This is a genomic window from Candidatus Streptomyces philanthi, assembly GCF_059553635.1.
Genome location: NZ_JCANQV010000110.1, coordinates 1 through 18383, shown reverse-complemented (window position 1 = coordinate 18383; position 18383 = coordinate 1). Strand labels below are relative to the sequence as shown.

Below are 18383 nucleotides of genomic sequence, written 5' to 3'. Positions count from 1 at the left end.
GCCGGTCGCGCCACCAGCCGTCGGGGACCGAGCCGACGACGTTCGCCGCGTCGACGATGACCAAGGTGTCCATGACACCAGCCTGCCACGGGGCGCCCGGCCCGCAGCACGACGGCGCGGGCCGCCCCCACCGGAGCCGGCCCGCGCCGCCGTCTGCCACCGCCTCGGTTACGCCGGGACGCTCGCCACGCCCGGGGCGAGGAACCGCTTGCCCGTCACCCGCTCGGAGACGCCCTCACGGTCCAGGTACGGCGTGATGCCGCCCAGGTGGAAGGGCCAGCCGGCGCCGGTGATCAGGCACAGGTCGATGTCCTGCGCCTCGGCGACCACGCCCTCGTCCAGCATCAGGCCGATCTCCTGCGCGACCGCGTCCAGGACCCGGTCGCGGACCTGCTGCCCGGTCAGCTCCACGTCGCCCTGCCGCAGCAGCGCCGCGACCTCCGGGTCCAGCTCCGGCTTCCCGGAGTCGTACACGTAGAAGCCGCGCTTGCCGGCCTCGACGACCGCCTTGAGGTTCGGCGAGACGGTGAAGCGGTCGGGGAACGCGCCGTGCAGGGTCTCGGAGACGTGCAGGCCGATCGCTGGGCCGACCAGCTCCAGCAGCACCAGCGGCGACATCGGCAGTCCGAGGGGCGCGACGGCCTTCTCGGCGACCTCGACCGGGGTGCCTTCGTCGATGACGTTCTGGATCTCGCCCATGAAGCGGGTCAGGATGCGGTTGACGACGAACGCCGGGGCGTCCTTGACCAGGACGGCCGTCTTCTTCAGCGACTTGGCGACGGCGAACGCGGTCGCCAGCGACGCGTCGTCGGTCTTCTCCGCGCGCACGATCTCCAGCAGCGGCAGCACCGCGACCGGGTTGAAGAAGTGGAAGCCGACGACCCGCTCCGGGTGCGCGAGCTTCGAGGCCATCTCGGTGACCGACAGGGAGGAGGTGTTGGTGGCGAGCACGGCGTGCTCCGGCACCACCGCCTCGACCTCGGCGAACACCTGCTGCTTGACGCCCATCTCCTCGAAGACGGCCTCGATGACGAAGTCCGCGTCGCCGAAGGCGGCGGCCTTGTCGAGGTGGCCGGAGACCAGGCCCTTGAGGCGGTTGGCCTTGTCCTGGTTGACGCGGCCCTTGAGCAGCAGCTTGTCGATCTCGCCATGGACGTACGCCACGCCCTTGTCGATCCGCTCCTGGTCGATGTCGGTGAGGACGACGGGGACCTCAAGGCGGCGCGCGAACAGCAGCGCCAGCTGCGAGGCCATCAGACCGGCGCCGACGACACCGACCTTGGTGACCGGGCGGGCCAGGGACTTGTCCGGTGCGCCGGCGGGCCGCTTGGCGCGCTTCTGCACCAGGTTGAACGCGTAGATGCCGCTGCGGAGTTCCCCGCTCATGATCAGGTCGGCGAGCGCGCGGTCCTCGGCGTCGAAGCCGGCCTGGAGGTCGCCGTCCTTGGCCGCGGCGATGATGTCCAGCGCGCGGTAGGCGGCGGGTGCCGCGCCGTGCACCTTGCCGTCCGCGACGGCCCGGCCGCGCGCCACGGCCGCGTCCCACGCCTCACCGCGGTCGATCTCGGGCCGGACGACCTCGGTCTCGCCCTTGAGGACGGACGCGGTCCACACCAGCGACCGCTCCAGGAAGTCCGCGCCCTCGAACAGCGCGTCGGCGATGCCGAGCTCGAAGACCTGCTTGCCCTTGAGCTGGCGGTTCTGGTTGAGGGAGTTCTCGATGACGACCGTGACGGCCTTGTCCGCGCCGATCAGGTTCGGCAGCAGTGTGCAGCCGCCCCAGCCGGGGACCAGGCCGAGGAAGACCTCGGGCAGCGAGAACGCGGGGACGGCCCGGGAGACCGTGCGGTACGTGCAGTGCAGACCGACCTCGACACCGCCGCCCATCGCCGCGCCGTTGTAGTACGCGAAGGTGGGCACGGCCAGGCCGGACAGGCGCTTGAAGACGTCGTGGCCGCCCTTGCCGATGGCCAGGGCCTCCTCGTGCGCCTTCAGCAGTTCGACGCCCTTGAGGTCGGCGCCGACGGCGAAGATGAACGGCTTGCCGGTGACGCCGACACCGACGATCGCGCCGTCCCGGGCCTCCTGCTCCACCTGGTCGACGGCCGCGTCGAGGTTGGCCAGCGACTGCGGCCCGAAGGTGGTGGGCTTGGTGTGGTCGTGGCCGTTGTCCAGCGTGATCAGCGCGAACCGGCCCGCGCCGCCCGGAAGGTCGAGGTGGCGTACGTGCGCCTGGGTGACGACCTCGTCGGGGAACAGCTCGGCCGCGCCCTTCAGCAGCTCAGCGGTCGTGGTCACTTGTTGCCTCCGTCGAAGTGCGGGTTCTCCCAGACGACCGTGGCGCCCATGCCGAAGCCGACGCACATGGTGGTGATGCCGTAGCGGACGTGCGGCTGGTCCTCGAACTGCCGCGCCAGCTGCGTCATCAGGCGGACGCCGGACGAGGCCAGCGGGTGGCCGAAGGCGATGGCGCCGCCGTACTGGTTGACGCGGGCGTCGTCGTCGGCGATGCCGTAGTGCTCCAGGAAGGCGAGCACCTGCACGGCGAACGCCTCGTTGATCTCGAACAGGCCGATGTCGGAGATCGACAGGCCCGCCTTGGCCAGGGCCTTCTCCGTCGACGGGATGGGGCCGTAGCCCATCACCTCGGGCTCGACGCCCGCGAAGGCGTAGGAGACCAGGCGCATCTTGACCGGGAGGCCGTTCTCGCGGGCGAAGTCCTCGGACGCGATGATCGAGGCGGTGGCGCCGTCGTTGAGCCCGGCGGCGTTGCCCGCGGTGACCCGGCCGTGGGCGCGGAACGGAGTCTTCAGGCCCGCGAGGTTCTCCAGTGTGGTGCCCGGACGCATCGGCTCGTCGGCCGTGACCAGGCCCCAACCCGTCTCGCCGACCTCCGGGTTGGTGCGGCGCACCGAGATCGGCACCAGGTCCTGCTGGATCTTGCCGTCGGCGTACGCCTTGGCGGCCTTCTCCTGCGAGCGCACGGCGTACTCGTCGGCGCGCTGCTTGGTGAGGGAGGGGAAGCGGTCGTGGAGGTTCTCCGCGGTCATGCCCATGAACAGGGCGGACTCGTCGACGAGCTTCTCGCTGACGAAGCGCGGGTTGGGGTCGACGCCCTCGCCCATGGGGTGGCGGCCCATGTGCTCGACGCCACCGGCGATGACGGCGTCGTACGCGCCGAAGGCGATGGAGCCGGCGGTGGTGGTGACGGCGGTGAGCGCGCCGGCGCACATCCGGTCGATGGAGTAGCCCGGCACGGACTGCGGCAGTCCGGCGAGGATGCCGGCCGTCCGCCCCAGGGTCAGGCCCTGGTCGCCGATCTGCGTGGTCGCGGCGACGGCGACCTCGTCGATCTTGGCGGGGTCGAGGCCCGGATTGCGGCGCAGCAGTTCCCGGATGGACTTGACGACGAGATCGTCGGCGCGGGTCTCGTGGTAGATGCCCTTCGGGCCCGCCTTGCCGAACGGGGTGCGGACGCCGTCGACGAAGACGACGTCCCTAGCGGTACGAGGCACGTTGGCTCTCCTCCAGGTGCGGGATGGCACTGCTGCGTGGCGCCCCGGGGGACGCGTCACACCCACATGCTACTTACCGGTAACCAAGCTGCACAGCCCCTCCGCGCGGAGCGGCGAAGGTCACACCGAACGGCGTCACCACCCCCGGTACGACCTCGGGCGTCCCGGGGACCGGATGATCCGGCCCCCGGGACGCCCGAGGTCGCTCGCGGGAGGGTGTCAGCCCCTGTGGGCCCGCAGTGCGGCGGTCAGCGCCGGCGCCACCTGCTCGATCTGCCAGACGCGGGCGCCGTACCCGGCCAGGGCGCCGGAGACCGCGTCCTCGGTGGGGTCGGCGGGCGGCTCCCAGCACAGCCGGCGCACCGTGTCCGGGGTGATGAGGTTCTCCTGCGGGAGGTTCAGCCGCTGGGCCAGCGCGCTGACGGCGGCGCGGGCGGCGGAGAGCCGGGCGGCCGCGACCGGGTCCTTGTCGGCCCAGGCCCGCGGCGGGGGCGGACCGTTGAGCGGCTGGCCGGGCTGCGGCAGCTCGCTCTCCGGAAGGGCCCTGGCGCGGTCCACGGCGGCCTGCCACTGCTCCAGCTGGCGCCGGCCCATGCGGTGCCCGAAGCCGGACAGCGCGGCCAGGGCGTGCGCGTTCGGCGGGAGGTTCAGCGCGGCCTCGACGATCGCGGCGTCGGTCAGCACCTTGCCGGGGGAGAGGTCGCGCTTGCGGGCGACGGCGTCGCGTGCCGTCCACAGCTCCCGCACCACCGCCATCTGGCGGCGCCTGCGCACCTTGTGCATCCCGGACGTACGGCGCCAGGGGTCTTTGCGGGGCGGCGCCGGGGGAGCGGCGGCGATGGCCGCGAACTCCTGGCGGGCCCAGTCCAGCTTCCCCTGCCGGTCCAGCTCGTCCTCCAGCGCGTCGCGCAGGTCGACGAGGAGTTCCACGTCGAGCGCGGCGTAGCGCAGCCACGGCTCGGGCAGCGGGCGGGTGGACCAGTCGACGGCCGAGTGCCCCTTCTCCAGCGCGAACCCGAGGACGTTCTCGACCATCGCGCCCAGCCCGACCCGGGCGAACCCGGCGAGTCGTCCGGCCAGCTCGGTGTCGAACAGCCGGCTCGGGACCATGCCCGCCTCGCGGAGGCAGGGCAGGTCCTGGGTGGCGGCGTGCAGCACCCACTCGGCGTCCGCGACGGCGGCGCCCAGGGCCGACAGGTCGGGGCAGCCCACCGGGTCGACCAGGACGCTGCCCGCGCCCTCGCGGCGCAGCTGGACGAGGTAGGCGCGCTGGCCGTAGCGGTAGCCGGAGGCGCGTTCGGCGTCGACGGCGACCGGGCCGCGGCCCGCGGCGAAGGCGGCCACCACGTCGGCGAGCGCGACGGAGGACGCGGTCACCGGTGGGATGCCCTCGCGGGGCTCCAGGAGGGGTACCGGCGCCGGTCCCGGGTCCGGAGGGGACTCTCCGGCGGCTCGCAGTGTCATGTCTGCTGCGGTCTTTTGGGCGTCGGTCACCCCTCAAGGGTATCCGTGGATGCGCCGCGCCCGCCGAGGGAACGTTCCGTCGGCGGGCGCGGCGGTGGTCTTCGGACGGTCAGTGGATGATCCCGGTGCGCAGTGCGACGGCCACCATGCCCGCCCGGTCGCCGGTGCCGAGCTTGCGGGCGATGCGCGCCAGGTGGCTTTTCACGGTCAGCGCGGACAGTCCCATCGAGACGCCGATCGCCTTGTTGGACTGCCCCTCCGCCACCAGCCGCAGCACCTCGACCTCACGGCCCGACAGCTCCCGGTAGCCGCCGGGGTGGCCGGGCGCGCCCGGGGGGCGGCGCTGCATCCGGGCGGCGTTGGCGCCGATGGGCGCGGTGCCGGGCCGTCCGGGGATGCCGAGGTTGGTGCGGGTGCCGGTGACGACGTAGCCCTTGACGCCGCCGGCGAGGGCGTTGCGGACGGCTCCGATGTCGTCGGCGGCGGAGAGGGCGAGGCCGTTGGGCCAGCCCGCGGCGCGGGTCTCGGACAGCAGGGTGAGGCCGGAGCCGTCGGGGAGGTGGACGTCGGCGACGCAGATGTCGCGGGGGTTGCCGACGCGGGGGCGGGCCTCCGCGATGGACGACGCCTCGATCACGTCGCGGACTCCGAGGGCCCACAGGTGGCGGGTGACGGTGGAGCGGACGCGGGGGTCGGCCACGACGACCATGGCCGTCGGCTTGTTCGGCCGGTAGGCGACCAGGCTCGAAGGTTGCTCAAGGAGAACAGACACCGGGCGGCCTCCTGGGGGGTGGAGAGGACGGATGGAAGCCGGCTACAGGGGGGAGCCGGAGGGTTCCGTGTTGGAAGGGTCATTGACCTCTTCGGCAGCAAGCCGACGGGACTTTAGACTTTGATCACGATTTAGTTAGGTGCATTTCGGGCAATTCGGACGCTTGGTCGATCATCTGTGAAGGGGAGTTGATCGCGGGCGTCGCAAAGTGATCACGAACGGGCCGGACCCCGGGCACGACGAACGGGCGCCGCACCTCCCGTGCGACGCCCGGACTCCCCCGCTCAGCGCGGCTGCGGCCCCCGCCGCTGCGGCAGCGGCACCACCCCGCCCCGCGGCATCCCCTCAAGGCCGGACGGCGGCAGCCCCGCCACCTGCCCCAGCAGATCGCACCACGCCTCCAGGTGCGCCGCCGTGTCCGGCACCCCGCCCGCACCCTCCGCGGGCGTCCACGACGCCCGGATCTCGATCCGGGTCTCCGCCTCCCGCTCCGCCAGCGCCCCGAAGTACGACGACCCGGCGCGCGTCACCGTCCCGCCCGCGGCGCCGTAGCGCACCCCCCGCGCCTCCAGCGCGCCGGTCAGCCAGGACCAGGACACCTCCGGCAGCAGCGGGTCGGCCCCCATCTCCGGCTCCAGCTCCGCGCGCACCAGCGTCACCAGCCGGAACGTCCCCTGCCATGCCTCATGGCCCGCCGGGTGGTGCAGCAGCACCAGCCGCCCGTCCGCCAGGTCCTCGTCCTCCCCGTCCGGTCCGGTGCCCCGCCCCAGGACCGTGGCCTCGCACGCGTACGCGAACGGCGCGAGGCGCTTCGGCGCCGGGACCGGGGTGATCTCGATCTCGGGCCGCGGTCGTGTCGCGCGGAGCGCCTCGACCGCCTGACGGAAGGGGATCGGGGTCTCGTCCGCGCTGTCCGCGAGGTGTTCGTGAGCCGCAGCCATGCCCGGAAGACTAGGCGGAACCGGGCCCGCACACGCGGAGGACACCCCTTTCGCGCGTCGCCCATTCGGAGGCGCCCCGTGACGCGTGCGAAGATGCGGGCGTGAGCGCCTACGACAGCCCGACGTACCAGCAGCCGACCGCGACGTACGACTCGCCCTTCCTCAGGGCCTGCCGGCGCGAGCCGGTGCCGCACACCCCCGTGTGGTTCATGCGGCAGGCCGGGCGTTCCCTCCCCGAGTACCGCAGGGTCCGCGAGGGCATCGCGATGCTGGACTCCTGCATGCGGCCCGACCTCGTCACGGAGATCACCCTCCAGCCGGTCCGCCGCCACGGCGTCGACGCCGCCATCTACTTCAGCGACATCGTCGTCCCCCTCAAGGCCATCGGCATCGACCTCGACATCAAGCCCGGCGTCGGCCCGGTCGTCGAGAAGCCGATCCGCAGCCGCGCCGACCTGGAGCGGCTGCGCCCCCTGGAGCCCGACGACGTCTCCTACGTCACCGAGGCCGTACGCACGCTCGTCGGCGAACTGGGCGCCACCCCGCTCATCGGCTTCGCCGGCGCGCCCTTCACCCTCGCCAGCTACCTCGTCGAGGGCGGTCCCTCCCGCAACCACGAGCACACCAAGGCGCTGATGTACGGCGACCCGCAGCTGTGGGCCGACCTCCTCGACCGCCTCGCCGGCATCACCGCCGCCTTCCTCACCGTGCAGATCGAGGCCGGCGCGAGCGCCGTCCAGCTGTTCGACTCCTGGGTCGGCGCCCTGTCGCCCGCCGACTACCGGCGCTCCGTGATGCCGGCGTCCGCCAAGGTCTTCGACGCGGTCGCCCCCTACGGCGTGCCCCGCATCCACTTCGGCGTCGGCACCGGCGAGCTGCTGGGCGCGCTCGGCGAGGCGGGCGCGGACGTCGTCGGCGTCGACTGGCGCGTCCCCCTCGACGAGGCCGCCCGCCGCGTCGGACCGGGCAAGGCCCTCCAGGGCAACCTCGACCCGGCCGTCCTCTTCGCCCCCCGCGAGGCCGTGGAGACCAAGGCCGGCGAGGTGCTGGACGCGGCCGCCGGACTGGAGGGGCACATCTTCAACCTCGGCCACGGTGTCCTGCCCGACACCGACCCGGACGCGCTGACCCGCCTCGTCGAGTACGTCCACACCCGCACCGCCCGCTGACCGGCGCCCGTCAGGGCCCGGTGGCCCGCACCGCCGCGTCCGCCTTGCGGGCCGCCACCAGCACCGGGTCCCACACGGGGGAGAACGGCGGCGCGTAGCCCAGGTCCAGGGCCGTCATCTGCTCCACCGTCATCCCGGCGGTGAGGGCGACGGCCGCGATGTCCACCCGCTTCGCGGCGCCCTCGCGGCCGACGATCTGCACGCCGAGCAGCCGCCCCGTGCGGTGCTCGGCGAGCATCTTCACGTGCATCGGCCGGGCGCCGGGGTAGTACCCGGCCCGGCTGGTGGACTCGACGGTCGCGGTGACGTACTGGAGCCCCGCCGCGTGGGCATGGCGTTCGAGCAGCCCGGTCCGCGCGATCTCCAGCTCGCAGACCTTGCTGACGGCGGTGCCCACCACCCCGGGGAAGGTGGCGTAGCCGCCCGCCACGTTGGCGCCGATCACCTGGCCGTGCTTGTTGGCGTGGGTGCCCAGCGCGATGTGCCGGTACCCGCCCGAGACCAGGTCGAACACCTCGACGCAGTCACCGCCCGCCCAGACCGCGTCCTGCCCCTGGACCCGCATCGACCGGTCGGTCAGCAGCCCGCCGTGCGCCCCCAGCGGCAGCCCGGCGTCCCGCGCCAGGGACGTCTCGGGCCGTACGCCCATCCCGAGGACGACGACGTCCGCCGGGTACTCACCGTCCTCGGTGGCGACCGCCCGGACCCGCCCGTCCGCACCGGTCACCACCCCGGTCACCTGCGCCCGCCGCACCACCGTGATGCCCAGCCCGCACATCGCCCGGTGCACCAGCGCCCCCATGTCCGGGTCGAGCGTCGCCATCGGCTGCTCCCCCCGGTCCAGCACCGTCACCGCGTACCCGCGCAGGATCAGCGCCTCGGACATCTCGACGCCGATGTAACCCGCGCCGATCACCACCGCGCGCCGCCCCGGGGTGGCGTCGAGCGTGTCCAGCAGCGCTTGGCCGTCGTCGAGGGTCTGCACACCGTGCACTCCCGGCGCGTCGATCCCGGGCAGCGGGGGCCGACGCGGCCGCGCCCCGGTCGCCAGCACCAGCTTGTCGAAACCGGTCCAGGACTCCCGCCCACCGTCGTCCAGCGCCCGGGTACGCACCCGCCCCCGGTCCAGGTCGAGTTCGGTGACCTCGGTCCGCATCCGCAGATCGATCCCGCGCGCCCGATGCTCCTCCGGCGTCCGCGCGATCAACTCGTCCGGCCCCCCGACCGCACCCCCCACCCAGTACGGAATGCCGCACGCGGAGTACGAGGCATGCGCCCCCCGCTCGAACGCCGTGATCACCAGCTCGTCCGGCCCCTTGTGCCGCCGCGCCTGCGAAGCGGCGGACATGCCTGCCGCGTCCCCGCCGACGATTACCAGTCGCTCTGCCATCCGTCTGCGTCCCTTTCGCCGCCTTCGTGTGGGGGCAGGGTACGGGGGCGGGGGGCAGGTGGGGGTGTGGTGGAGGGGTGGGGGCGTTCCCGCGCGTGCGGGGACGAGTCCGGAAACCGCCTCCGAATTTTCGGAGGTCAGGGCCCCCGCACGTGCGGGGACGAGCCGCCATTGGCGAAGGCGAAAAGGCCCTCCGTGGGACCACCCCCGCACGCGCGGGGACGAGGGGGCAGGCTGGCGCGTTCGGCCTGGGCGTCGGGACCACCCCCGCACGTGCGGGGACGAGCCCAAGCACGGCTATCCCGGGTCGGACAACCCGGGACCACCCCCGCACGTGCGGGGACGAGCTCATGAACGCTGACCTGACCGGAGCGGACTGGGGACCACCCCCGCACGTGCGGGGACGAGCGGTCTCCATCTGGGACCGGAGTGGGAACGTGAGGACCACCCCCGCACGTGCGGGGACGAGCTCGTGATGATGATGCGCGGCGGCCTCGGCCCGGGACCACCCCCGCACGTGCGGGGACGAGCAGCCCTCCCGCTTGAGCAGCTTGTACGCCCTGGGACCACCCCCGCACGTGCGGGGACGAGTAAGCATGGCGCTAGCAAGTCTTGACGTATACGGGACCACCCCCGCACGTGCGGGGACGAGAGGAGCTGACCAGGGACTTTACTGTCGGCGTCCGTGGATTTCAGCAACTTTCGCTGATTCGGGCATAGCGGGCGCGTGCCCGAGAGGGCAGCAGTGCCCCGTCCTGAGAAGTGTGGCGGGGCACTGCGATGGTTCGTTCCCTTCGCCGGGAAGTCGAAGGGGACATGCGGGCTGCCGGTTACGCGGACAGCTCGTTCGTCTTGATGCCGGTGACGAAAGCGGTCCATGCCGTCCGGGCGATCGTCAGTGTCGGGCCGGTCGGGTTCTTGCTGTCGCGGACGGGGATGGTGCCGGTGGAGGGCGTGGATGAGGGGGCCCATTCGACGCAGGAGCCGCCGTTGTTGCTGTAGGAGGACTTGACCCAGTGCAGGGTCCTGGAGTCGTTCGTCACGGGGTGCCCTTTCGTAGCTGCTTGGTCATGGCCGCGCTCTCCGTTTGGGAGAGCGCTTCGGCCTGTAGCTAAGGGACTTGGCTGCCGGTTACGCGGACAGCTCGCCTGTCTTGACGCTGGAGACGAATGCGGACCACGCCGTCGGATCGATCGTGAGCATCGGGCCAGTCGGGTTCTTGCTGTCGCGGATGGGGATGGTGCCGGTGGAGGGCGTGGACGCGGGGGCCCATTCGACACAGGAACCACCGTTGTCGCTGTAGGAGGACTTGATCCAGTTGAGGGGATTGGTCGTCACGGGGTGCCCTTTCGTACCTCATTGATCAGGGCCACGGATTGCGCCTGGGACAGCGCTTCGGCCTGTAGCTGATGGTAGGCCCTCACCAACGGCACCACGGAAGTGATCTCACGGTCCAGATAGCCTTGCGTCTGGGACTCGACGTAGGAGAAGACGGTTCGGTCCTGAAGGGTCAGCAGGTTCACCAGCCGATTGAAGGGGCGACGCTCGCCAAGGCTGTAAGGAGCGAGCTGGAGCATGGTGTTTGACTGTGCGGCGAAGTCGATCAGTCGCTGCAACTGCGCATCCATGACGGCGGGGCCGCCGACAGGTCTGCGGATACAGCTTTCGTCCAACACCGCGATCATCAAGGGTGGCAGGGAGCGTGCAAGGGCTGCCTGACGCTCTATGAGGAACGAGACCCGTTCGTCTGCTTGTTCAGGCGTGATGGCGCCCCGCTCAACAGCGCCGTCAGCCAGGGCCGCCGCGTACTCACGTGTCTGAAGCGGGCCAGGAATGACACCCACCTCAAACAATCGGATCTCTGCCGCCCGGCCCTCAAGCGCCACGTACTCGGGGAACCCCTGCAACAACACACCGTGCCGGATCTCGCGCCATTGGCGTTCGAACGTGTCGTCCGTTCCTTCGAGTCCGAACGCGATATCAAGGGCCACTGAAAGCCTGCGAGTTGGCGGTTTATGGGCGTTTTCTACCCCGGAGATATGTCGTCCGGAGTATCCGATCCGCGTGCCGAGTTCGTCTTGCTTCCAGCCGCGTGCTTCTCGTGATCTGCGCAAACGCGCGCCGAATGCCGCTTCCGGGCTTGCTTCGGGGTTGAGTTCCTTGCGGTTGGCCAATGTTCCCTCCACTTCTGGAACGTTGAATACGGACTCACTGTAGGTCCAAGGTGGGTGCACCCGGTAGCGGATTCGCTACATAGGGGCACGGCCGTTTATGTGTTGACGCCGTGGAGACCTGTCCGCGTTCGCGGAAGGAGGTGGACAACATGCTGACGGACGAGTCCGTGGGCAAGCCCGATTGGGTCGCCGAGGCCGGCGAGGATATCGAGGTTGCCGAGGAAGTGCGTGGTGAACTGGCTGCCGCGCTCAAGGGTGTTGGCGTCACGCTGCCGTCGCTCGACGTCTCCGTCGGGGAGATCGCCGGGCGGAGGGTCGCGCTGATGGATCTCAGTCGGTGCAACCTTCGTACGGCGCGCCAACTGGCCGTCGTGCTGCGTGAGTACGCCGCAGGGCGCGACGCGTAGCCGCCGCTCCAGCCCCTCGCCGCCGGTCGACCACGGTCCCGGCCGTGAGGCGTCCTCCCCGGAATGGTGTGGGAGGGCAGGCCGTCCGGCGGGCGCCGTGGACCACCGGCCGGGCGGCCGTATCGAGGGGGAATCGGGGAAACCGGCAAACTCAACGTGAGGCCCTGCCATGGCAAAAGAGAAGACCGGCAAGGAAAAGGGAAAGACCGACGACCTTTCCGAAAAGGTCAAGGCCGAGAACAAGAAGGCGGAGCGCCGGGCCGCGATCGGGTCGCGGAAATGGGGATGAGGTTCCGTCGACGCCGCTTCTCTCGCGGTGACGGGACCTGGGGCACCGTTCTCGCGCCGTTGATATGGGTCGGCCTCATGACGGTGCCGCTGCTCCTCAGCATGACCCGCACATAGCTCCCGTACGGCGCGGAATCCGACCCCCGACGCGCCGCACGGGCGGGCCGTCCGAGATCCTGCCCTCTCGGCCCGGCCCGCCGCCCCCGCCGCGCTCGTTCACGGACACCCGCGCGGCGGGGGCGGCATCACTACCGACGAGTTGCCCGCACTCACGCGTTCACGGGCTGCGCTTGTCATGATCCCGTGTGCCGGCGCTGTCACCCCGTCGACCTCGAACTTTCGCGGCCAAGAGGCATCTTTTGTGCCCATACGTACGGGCTGATGCGCCATATATGTCATATGTGGTGTATGTGGGAAAATGGAACATATGGCACTTGGTGCTGAAGAGTGCCGAGAGGAGTGCATCATGATCGCCAAGCTGCTCGGCAAGCTGTTCTTCACACGCCACTACGGGGCGTACGGGGAACACGACTGGACCTGACCGCACTACCGGCGGGCGCCCCCGGGCACCCGCCGGGCCCGGTCACGCCGCTGCCGACATCGGCCTGGACAGGTACGAGAGCCAGGGACGATCTCATGGGCCTACGGAACGAGCCGCCGCGGTTGCCCGATGGCGGCTTCGCTGCCTGGAGCCGCGACCGGCTGGCACTGGCGCGCCGCGGCGCTGACGAGTGCGGGGACGTCTGGGAGCTGGAACCAGGTGTCTACGTCACCGCTACGGCCGGACCGTGCGAAGCGGTCCTGTGCCGCGCGCGGGACTTCCCCAAGGAGCCCTCTCCTCTCTTCCCGCCGCTGAAGCGGTCGAGCGGAGCGCCGACGCCCGAGGAGCGGGCGCACGCCCACGCCGCCCGCATGCGCGGACTGCGCCCGCACGCGGTCGCCGCCCGGATCGGTGAGATCGCCTCCGGGACCGCTCGGTTCGCCGACCGATGGCCCACGGGCCAGGACGTCGAGATTCTGCCCCCGGTCCGGCACGCCCTGGCGGAGATCGGCGTGCGCTTCCTCTTCTCCGAAGACGCCCCCACCCTGCTGCCCTTCGCCCCACGGCTCTTCCTCGCCCGGGAGGTACTCGTACGCCCCTCGCGCTGGGTGTGGCCACGCTGGATTCCCACACCGCCACGGCGGTTCCGCACACGGCAACAGGTCGCCTTCACCCACGCCTTGCGGTCCGTCGTCCAGCGGCGCCGCTCTTCGGGCCGCCTCGGTGACGACGTGCTGGGGCAGATGCTCCGGCCCTCCCCCCGCTACGGCCTCCTGCCGGAAGAGGCCATCCTCGACAGCCTCCCCGGAATCACCGTCGCCACCTTCGAGACGCCTTCCCGGGCGGCCGGTTGGATCCTGCTCCACCTGGCCCGCTACCCCGAGGCGGCGGACCGTGTCGCGGCCGAAGCCGCCTTGCTGCCCGCCGACCCGGCCGCGACGACCGGCACCCACCTCGACGGCCTGCACTACACCCAGGCACTGGTACGCGAGGTGCTTCGACTGCACCCCCCGAGCTGGCTGCTGACCCGGCGCGCCACGCGGCGGACCCGGCTCGCCGACTACAGCATCGACGCCGGGTCCACCGTTCTCGTCTGTCCCTACACCGCGCACCGCGACGCGCGGGAGTACTCCGAGCCGGACCGGTTCCGCCCCGAACGCTGGCTCGATGACGCGGGCTCGCCGGCGAAACCCGGGGTCTTCCTTTCCTTCGGTACCGGGCCGCACGGCTGCGAGGGAGCCGCCCTGGCCATGGCGATGCTGACGCTCCTGACCGCGCAGACGGCGCGCCGCTACCACGTGAGCGAGCCGCCCGGACCGGAACCCGGTTACCAGGTCACCACCTTCGGCGGTCTCACCACTGAGGGCCTGCGCCTGCGTGCCACCTCGCGCGGCTGAGGACGGTCCGGATCCGTGCGACCGCGGAGCATGAAAGCCCGCTCCGTGACCGGCCGTTCCTGTGCTTCATGGGATTGCCGCCGGCCATCCGGTCGGATAAGAAGCTCGCATGCTTCGAGGCGAGAAGGTCGGGCTGCGGGCCCGGTACGAGGAGGATGTCCCGGTCCTGCGGGCCGAGCTCTACGACGATGTGGCCACCGCCTCGCGGTCCGAAGGGCGGCCATGGGTGCCGGTCACGCCCGGTGCGAAGGACCCGCGGCTGGTGGTGGACGACAAGGAGCAGCAAAACGTCCGGTTCTCCGTGGTGGAGTTGGACGGTGGCACGCTCGTCGGTACCGCGATGTTGTGGGGCATCGACCCCCACAACCGGTCCGCGCACCTCGGCCTCGGGCTGCTGCCGTCCTCCCGGGGCAAGGGCTACGGCACCGATGTGGTCGCGGTGCTGTGCCACTACGGCTTCGTCGTGCGCGGCCTGCAACGGTTGCAGATCGACACGCTGTCGGACAACGCGGCGATGCTGCGCTCCGCCGAGCGCAACGGTTTCGTCCGCGAGGGCGTGCTGCGCTCCTCGGCGTGGGTGATGGGCGAGTTCCTGGACCAGGTGCTGCTCGGACTCCTCGTCCAGGAGTGGGCGCCGGGCGCGAAGGCGTAGGGGCCGCCCGGGGCCGTTCCCGGGCCGGGCGGCAGTGAGGGGCGGGGCGCCCTGGTGACCCCCGCCCCGTCCCCGTCAGCGCTCCAGGACCAGCGCCAGGCCCTGCCCCACGCCGATGCACAGGGCCGCCAGGCCCGTGCCCGAGCCGCGGGCGGCGAGCTGGTGGGCCACCGCGCCCGCCAGCCGGGCGCCCGACGCGCCCAGGGGGTGGCCGATCGCGAGGGCGCCGCCGCGCGGGTTGACGACCGACGGGTCCAGTTCCGGCCAGCGGGCGAGGCAGCCCAGGGCCTGGGCGGCGAACGCCTCGTTCAGCTCGAACACCGACAGGTCGCCGAAGGCGCGGCCGGAGCGTTCCAGTGCCCGGCCGACGGCCTCCACCGGGCCGAGTCCGAACAGCTGCGGCTCCACGCCGGTCACCGCGCTCGCGCCGATCCGGGCCAGCGGCTCGCGGCCGGTGGCCCGCAGCCCCTCCTCGTCCACCAGCAGCAGCGCGGCCGCGCCGTCGCTCAGCGGCGAGGAGTTGCCCGCGGTGACCGTGCCGCCCTCGGGACGGAACACCGGCCGCAGTTTCGCCAGCGACTCCAGGGACGACGACTCCCGGACCGACTCGTCACGGACCTGCTCCACCCCCGGGTACGGGACGACCTCCGCGTCGTAGGCGCCCTCCCGCCAGGCGCGGGCCGCCTTCTCGTGGCTGGCCAGCGCGAAGCGGTCCTGCTGCTCACGGGTGATGCCCGACGCGTCGGCGATCAGCTCGGCGCCCTCGCCCAGCGAGACCGTCCACTCCGGCCGCATCCGGGGGTTGACCATCCGCCAGCCCAGCGTCGAGGAGAACAGTTCCTGGTGGCCCGCCGGGTAGCCGCGCTCCGGCTTCGGCAGGACGTACGGCGCCCGGCTCATCGACTCCACGCCGCCGGCCACCGCGATGTGCGCGTCCCCGAGGGCGATGGCCCGCGCGGCCTGGACGACCGCCTCCAGGCCGGAACCGCACAGGCGGTTCACGGTCACCCCGGGCACGGTCACCGGCAGCCCGGCCAGCAGGACGGCCATCCGCGCGACATCGCGGTTGTCCTCGCCCGCGCCGTTGGCGTCGCCGAAGACGACGTCGTCGATCCGTGCCGGGTCGAGGTCGGGGGTGCGGTCCACCAGGGACTTGATCACATGGGCGGCGAGGTCGTCGGGCCGGACGCCGGCCAGCGCCCCGCCGTGTTTGCCGACGGGCGTCCGTACGGCGTCGACGATGTACACATCCCGCAGGCGGTGGTCGGTCATCAGGAACTGTCCTCGCTGTCCTCACGCGGTCCCAGGGCGGACGACGGCGGTATGAAGATCACCACGGTCGTCCGCTCCGAGTGTTTGCCGCCCGCCGCCCGGTGTCAACGGTCCCGCCGCCCCCACCGGGCACCTCCGCACCCCGGGGCACGGCCGTCGTCGCCCGGCGCGGGTGCCGGACGTCCCCGCGCGGGCGCCTCTGAGAGAGTGGGGGCATGAGCGCAGCGCACACCAGTACGGGCCGGGCGCCCGGCCATGTCGTCGTCATCGGTGGGGGCATCTCAGGGCTGGCGGCGGCGCACCGCCTGACCGGCCGCGGGGCCCGGGTGACGCTCCTGGAGGCGTCCGGCCGGCTCGGCGGCAAACTGCGCGCGGGCACCGTCGGGGACGCCCCGGTCGACCTCGGCGCCGAGTCCATGCTCGCCCGGCGCCCCGAGGCCGTCGGCCTGGCGCGCGCCGTCGGCCTGGGCGACCGCCTCCAGCCGCCGGCCACCGCCACCGCCTCCCTGTGGACCCGCGGCGGCCTGCGCCCGATGCCCAAGGGCCATGTGATGGGTGTACCGGGCGACCTCGCGCCGCTCGCCGCCTCCGGAGTGATCTCCCCGGAGGGACTCGCCCGGATCGCGCGCGACGCGGAGCTGCCGGCCACGGACATCGGCGAGGACGTCGCCGTCGGCGCGTACGTCGCCGAGCGGCTGGGCAACGAGGTCGTCGACCGTCTCGTCGAGCCCCTGCTCGGCGGGGTGTACGCGGGCGACGCGTACCGCATCTCGATGCGCGCCGCCGTACCCCAGCTGTTCGAGGCCGCGCGCGGCCGGCGCTCGCTGCTCGACGCCGTACGCGCCGTCCAGGAGAAGTCCGCCGCCACCGCCTCGGCCGGCCCGGTCTTCACCGGCATCGACGGTGGCGTGGGGACGCTGCCGGACGCGGTGGCCGCCGCGGTCCGCGCGGCCGGCGGTGAGATCCACCTCGGCACCGAGGTCCGCGAGCTGCGCTGGACCGGCGCGGACGGCTGGCGCGTGCGCACCGCCGAGCGCACGCTCACCGCCGACGCGGTGGTCCTGGCCGTCCCGGCGGGCCCCGCCGCCCGGCTGCTGCGCGACGGCTGCGCGGCCGCCGCCACCGCCCTGGACACCGTCGAGTACGCGTCGATGGCGCTGGTGACGATGGCGTTCCGCCGCGCCGACCTGGGCCGGATGCCGGAGGGCAGCGGCTTCCTCGTCCCGCCCGTCGACGGCCGCCGCATCAAGGCGTCGACGTTCGCCAGCCGCAAGTGGGGCTGGGTCGACGCCGCGGCACCCGACCTCTTCGTCCTGCGCACCTCCCTGGGCCGCTACGGCGACGAGGCCGACCTCAAGCGCGACGACGCCGAACTCGTCGACCTGTCGCTCGCCGACCTGGGAGAGGCCGCGGGCCTGGCCGCGCGCCCCGTGGCGTCCGCCGTCACCCGCTGGGAGGGCGGACTGCCGCAGTACGAGGTGGGCCACCTCGGCAAGATCACCGGCATCCGCGAGGCGGTCGGCGCGCTGCCCGGCACCCTGCGGGTGTGCGGCGCGGTCTACGACGGCGTCGGCATCCCGGCCTGCATCGGCTCCGCGCAACGGGCGGCCGACGAGATCCTTGACACCCTGGCGTCGGCCGCCGCCGGGGGAGAGTGAGAATGGACGGCATGACAGACCCTTCCACCCCCGCTCAGCCCGCCCCGGAGAAGGTCCCCAACGCCGGCAAGAAGGCGAAGGACCTCAACGAGGTGATCCGCTACACCCTCTGGTCGGTCTTCAAGCTGCGTGACGTCCTCCCCGAGGACCGCACCGGCTACGCCGACGAGGTCGAGGAGCTGTTCGCGCAGCTGGCCGCCAAGGATGTCGTGGTCCGCGGCACCTACGACGTGTCCGGCCTGCGCGCCGACGCCGACCTCATGATCTGGTGGCACTCGGAGAGCTCGGACGCCCTCCAGGAGGCGTACAACCTCTTCCGCCGCACCCGGCTCGGCCGTGCCATGGAGCCCGTGTGGTCCAACATGGCGCTGCACCGCCCCGCCGAGTTCAACAAGTCGCACATCCCGGCCTTCCTGGCCGACGAGCGCGTCCGCGACTACGTCAGCGTCTACCCGTTCGTGCGCTCCTACGACTGGTACCTCCTCCCCGACGAGGACCGCCGCCGGATGCTCGCCGACCACGGCAAGATGGCCCGCGGCTTCCCCGACGTCCGCGCCAACACCGTGCCGTCCTTCTCCCTGGGCGACTACGAGTGGATCCTGGCGTTCGAGGCCGACGACCTGTACCGCATCGTCGACCTCATGCGCCACCTGCGCGGCTCCGAGGCGCGCCTCCACGTGCGCGAGGAGATCCCGTTCTACACCGGCCGCCGCAAGCCGGTCGCCGAGCTGGTCGCCGGCCTG

Annotated in this window: 16 protein-coding genes, 1 pseudogene and 1 CRISPR repeat array; of the genes and pseudogenes, 6 read left to right on the top strand and 11 right to left on the bottom strand. The window is 72.2% G+C overall.

The window, feature by feature from the left end:
- The 6 genes and pseudogenes from AC51EU_RS15335 to AC51EU_RS15310 form a co-directional block, all read right to left on the bottom strand.
- Window positions 1-73, bottom strand: a pseudogene (locus tag AC51EU_RS15335) (NTP pyrophosphohydrolase); the annotation flags it as partial.
- A 95-nt stretch (window positions 74-168) separates the two neighbouring features.
- Window positions 169-2298, bottom strand: a complete 2130-nt coding sequence (locus tag AC51EU_RS15330) for a 3-hydroxyacyl-CoA dehydrogenase NAD-binding domain-containing protein (protein ID WP_496267475.1) — start codon at window positions 2296-2298, stop codon at window positions 169-171.
- Entirely contained in the window at window positions 2295-3515 is a 1221-nt protein-coding gene (locus AC51EU_RS15325; protein ID WP_496267474.1) for a thiolase family protein, read from the bottom strand. Before AC51EU_RS15325 ends, AC51EU_RS15330 begins: the two co-directional genes overlap by 4 nt.
- A 219-nt stretch (window positions 3516-3734) precedes the next feature.
- A complete protein-coding gene (locus AC51EU_RS15320; RefSeq protein ID WP_496267473.1) occupies window positions 3735-5009 on the bottom strand; it encodes an HRDC domain-containing protein in 1275 nt (424 codons plus the stop codon).
- Between the two features lie 79 nt (window positions 5010-5088).
- Window positions 5089-5751: a LuxR C-terminal-related transcriptional regulator gene (locus AC51EU_RS15315; protein ID WP_496267472.1), complete on the bottom strand. Its 663-nt coding sequence runs from the start codon at window positions 5749-5751 to the stop codon at window positions 5089-5091.
- A gap of 284 nt (window positions 5752-6035) precedes the next feature.
- On the bottom strand, window positions 6036-6692 hold the full coding sequence (locus AC51EU_RS15310; RefSeq protein WP_496267471.1) for a DUF3000 domain-containing protein: 657 nt from the start codon (window positions 6690-6692) through the stop codon (window positions 6036-6038).
- 101 nt (window positions 6693-6793) lie between these two features.
- Between AC51EU_RS15310 and hemE the strand changes: the two genes are divergently transcribed.
- Window positions 6794-7861 (top strand): uroporphyrinogen decarboxylase, encoded by a 1068-nt coding sequence (hemE, locus tag AC51EU_RS15305; protein WP_496267470.1) that lies wholly within the window; start codon window positions 6794-6796, stop codon window positions 7859-7861.
- Between the two features lie 10 nt (window positions 7862-7871).
- On the opposite strand, the gene AC51EU_RS15300 is transcribed toward hemE, so the two are convergent.
- The 4 genes from AC51EU_RS15300 to AC51EU_RS15285 form a co-directional block, all read right to left on the bottom strand.
- Window positions 7872-9251: an FAD-dependent oxidoreductase gene (locus AC51EU_RS15300; RefSeq protein ID WP_496267469.1), complete on the bottom strand. Its 1380-nt coding sequence runs from the start codon at window positions 9249-9251 to the stop codon at window positions 7872-7874.
- Between the two features lie 136 nt (window positions 9252-9387).
- Window positions 9388-9903: a CRISPR direct-repeat array (repeat unit 29 nt; unit sequence GGGACCACCCCCGCACGTGCGGGGACGAG).
- Window positions 9904-10081: 178 nt separating this feature from the next.
- Window positions 10082-10294, bottom strand: coding sequence for a DUF397 domain-containing protein (locus tag AC51EU_RS15295; protein WP_496267468.1), 213 nt, complete (start codon window positions 10292-10294; stop codon window positions 10082-10084).
- 88 nt (window positions 10295-10382) lie between these two features.
- Window positions 10383-10589 carry a DUF397 domain-containing protein gene (locus tag AC51EU_RS15290; RefSeq protein WP_496267467.1) on the bottom strand — a complete coding sequence of 69 codons (207 nt, stop codon included), beginning with the start codon at window positions 10587-10589 and terminating at the stop codon, window positions 10383-10385.
- Window positions 10586-11425 (bottom strand): helix-turn-helix domain-containing protein, encoded by an 840-nt coding sequence (locus AC51EU_RS15285; RefSeq protein ID WP_496267466.1) that lies wholly within the window; start codon window positions 11423-11425, stop codon window positions 10586-10588. The genes AC51EU_RS15290 and AC51EU_RS15285 overlap by 4 nt, the downstream gene beginning before the upstream one ends.
- Before the next feature lie 140 nt (window positions 11426-11565).
- Between AC51EU_RS15285 and AC51EU_RS15280 the strand changes: the two genes are divergently transcribed.
- The 3 genes from AC51EU_RS15280 (at window position 11566) to AC51EU_RS15270 (ending at window position 14710) form a co-directional block, all read left to right on the top strand.
- Window positions 11566-11832, top strand: a complete 267-nt coding sequence (locus tag AC51EU_RS15280) for a hypothetical protein (RefSeq protein ID WP_496267465.1) — start codon at window positions 11566-11568, stop codon at window positions 11830-11832.
- Between the two features lie 924 nt (window positions 11833-12756).
- Window positions 12757-14058 (top strand): cytochrome P450, encoded by a 1302-nt coding sequence (locus AC51EU_RS15275; RefSeq protein ID WP_496267464.1) that lies wholly within the window; start codon window positions 12757-12759, stop codon window positions 14056-14058.
- 109 nt (window positions 14059-14167) lie between these two features.
- A complete protein-coding gene (locus AC51EU_RS15270) occupies window positions 14168-14710 on the top strand; it encodes a GNAT family N-acetyltransferase (protein ID WP_496267463.1) in 543 nt (180 codons plus the stop codon).
- A 75-nt stretch (window positions 14711-14785) separates the two neighbouring features.
- On the opposite strand, the gene AC51EU_RS15265 is transcribed toward AC51EU_RS15270, so the two are convergent.
- Window positions 14786-15982 carry a thiolase family protein gene (locus tag AC51EU_RS15265; protein ID WP_496267462.1) on the bottom strand — a complete coding sequence of 399 codons (1197 nt, stop codon included), beginning with the start codon at window positions 15980-15982 and terminating at the stop codon, window positions 14786-14788.
- 215 nt (window positions 15983-16197) lie between these two features.
- On the opposite strand from AC51EU_RS15265, the gene hemG reads away from it, so the two are divergent.
- Complete coding sequence (hemG, locus tag AC51EU_RS15260; protein WP_496267461.1) at window positions 16198-17640, top strand: protoporphyrinogen oxidase; 1443 nt, start codon at window positions 16198-16200, stop codon at window positions 17638-17640.
- 2 nt (window positions 17641-17642) lie between these two features.
- A partial coding sequence (gene hemQ / locus AC51EU_RS15255) for a hydrogen peroxide-dependent heme synthase (protein WP_496267460.1) occupies window positions 17643-18383 on the top strand: 741 nt, incomplete at its 3' end.

Bases quoted from the DNA above. Each gene is read 5' to 3' on its own strand.
- AC51EU_RS15310 (WP_496267471.1), bottom strand. From the start codon at position 6,692: ATGGCTGCGGCTCACGAACACCTCGCGGACAGCGCGGACGAGACCCCG.
- AC51EU_RS15300 (WP_496267469.1), bottom strand. From the start codon at position 9,251: ATGGCAGAGCGACTGGTAATCGTCGGCGGGGACGCGGCAGGCATGTCC.
- AC51EU_RS15275 (WP_496267464.1), top strand. From the start codon at position 12,757: ATGGGCCTACGGAACGAGCCGCCGCGGTTGCCCGATGGCGGCTTCGCT.
- AC51EU_RS15270 (WP_496267463.1), top strand. From the start codon at position 14,168: ATGCTTCGAGGCGAGAAGGTCGGGCTGCGGGCCCGGTACGAGGAGGAT.
- AC51EU_RS15265 (WP_496267462.1), bottom strand. From the start codon at position 15,982: ATGACCGACCACCGCCTGCGGGATGTGTACATCGTCGACGCCGTACGG.
- hemG (WP_496267461.1), top strand. From the start codon at position 16,198: ATGAGCGCAGCGCACACCAGTACGGGCCGGGCGCCCGGCCATGTCGTC.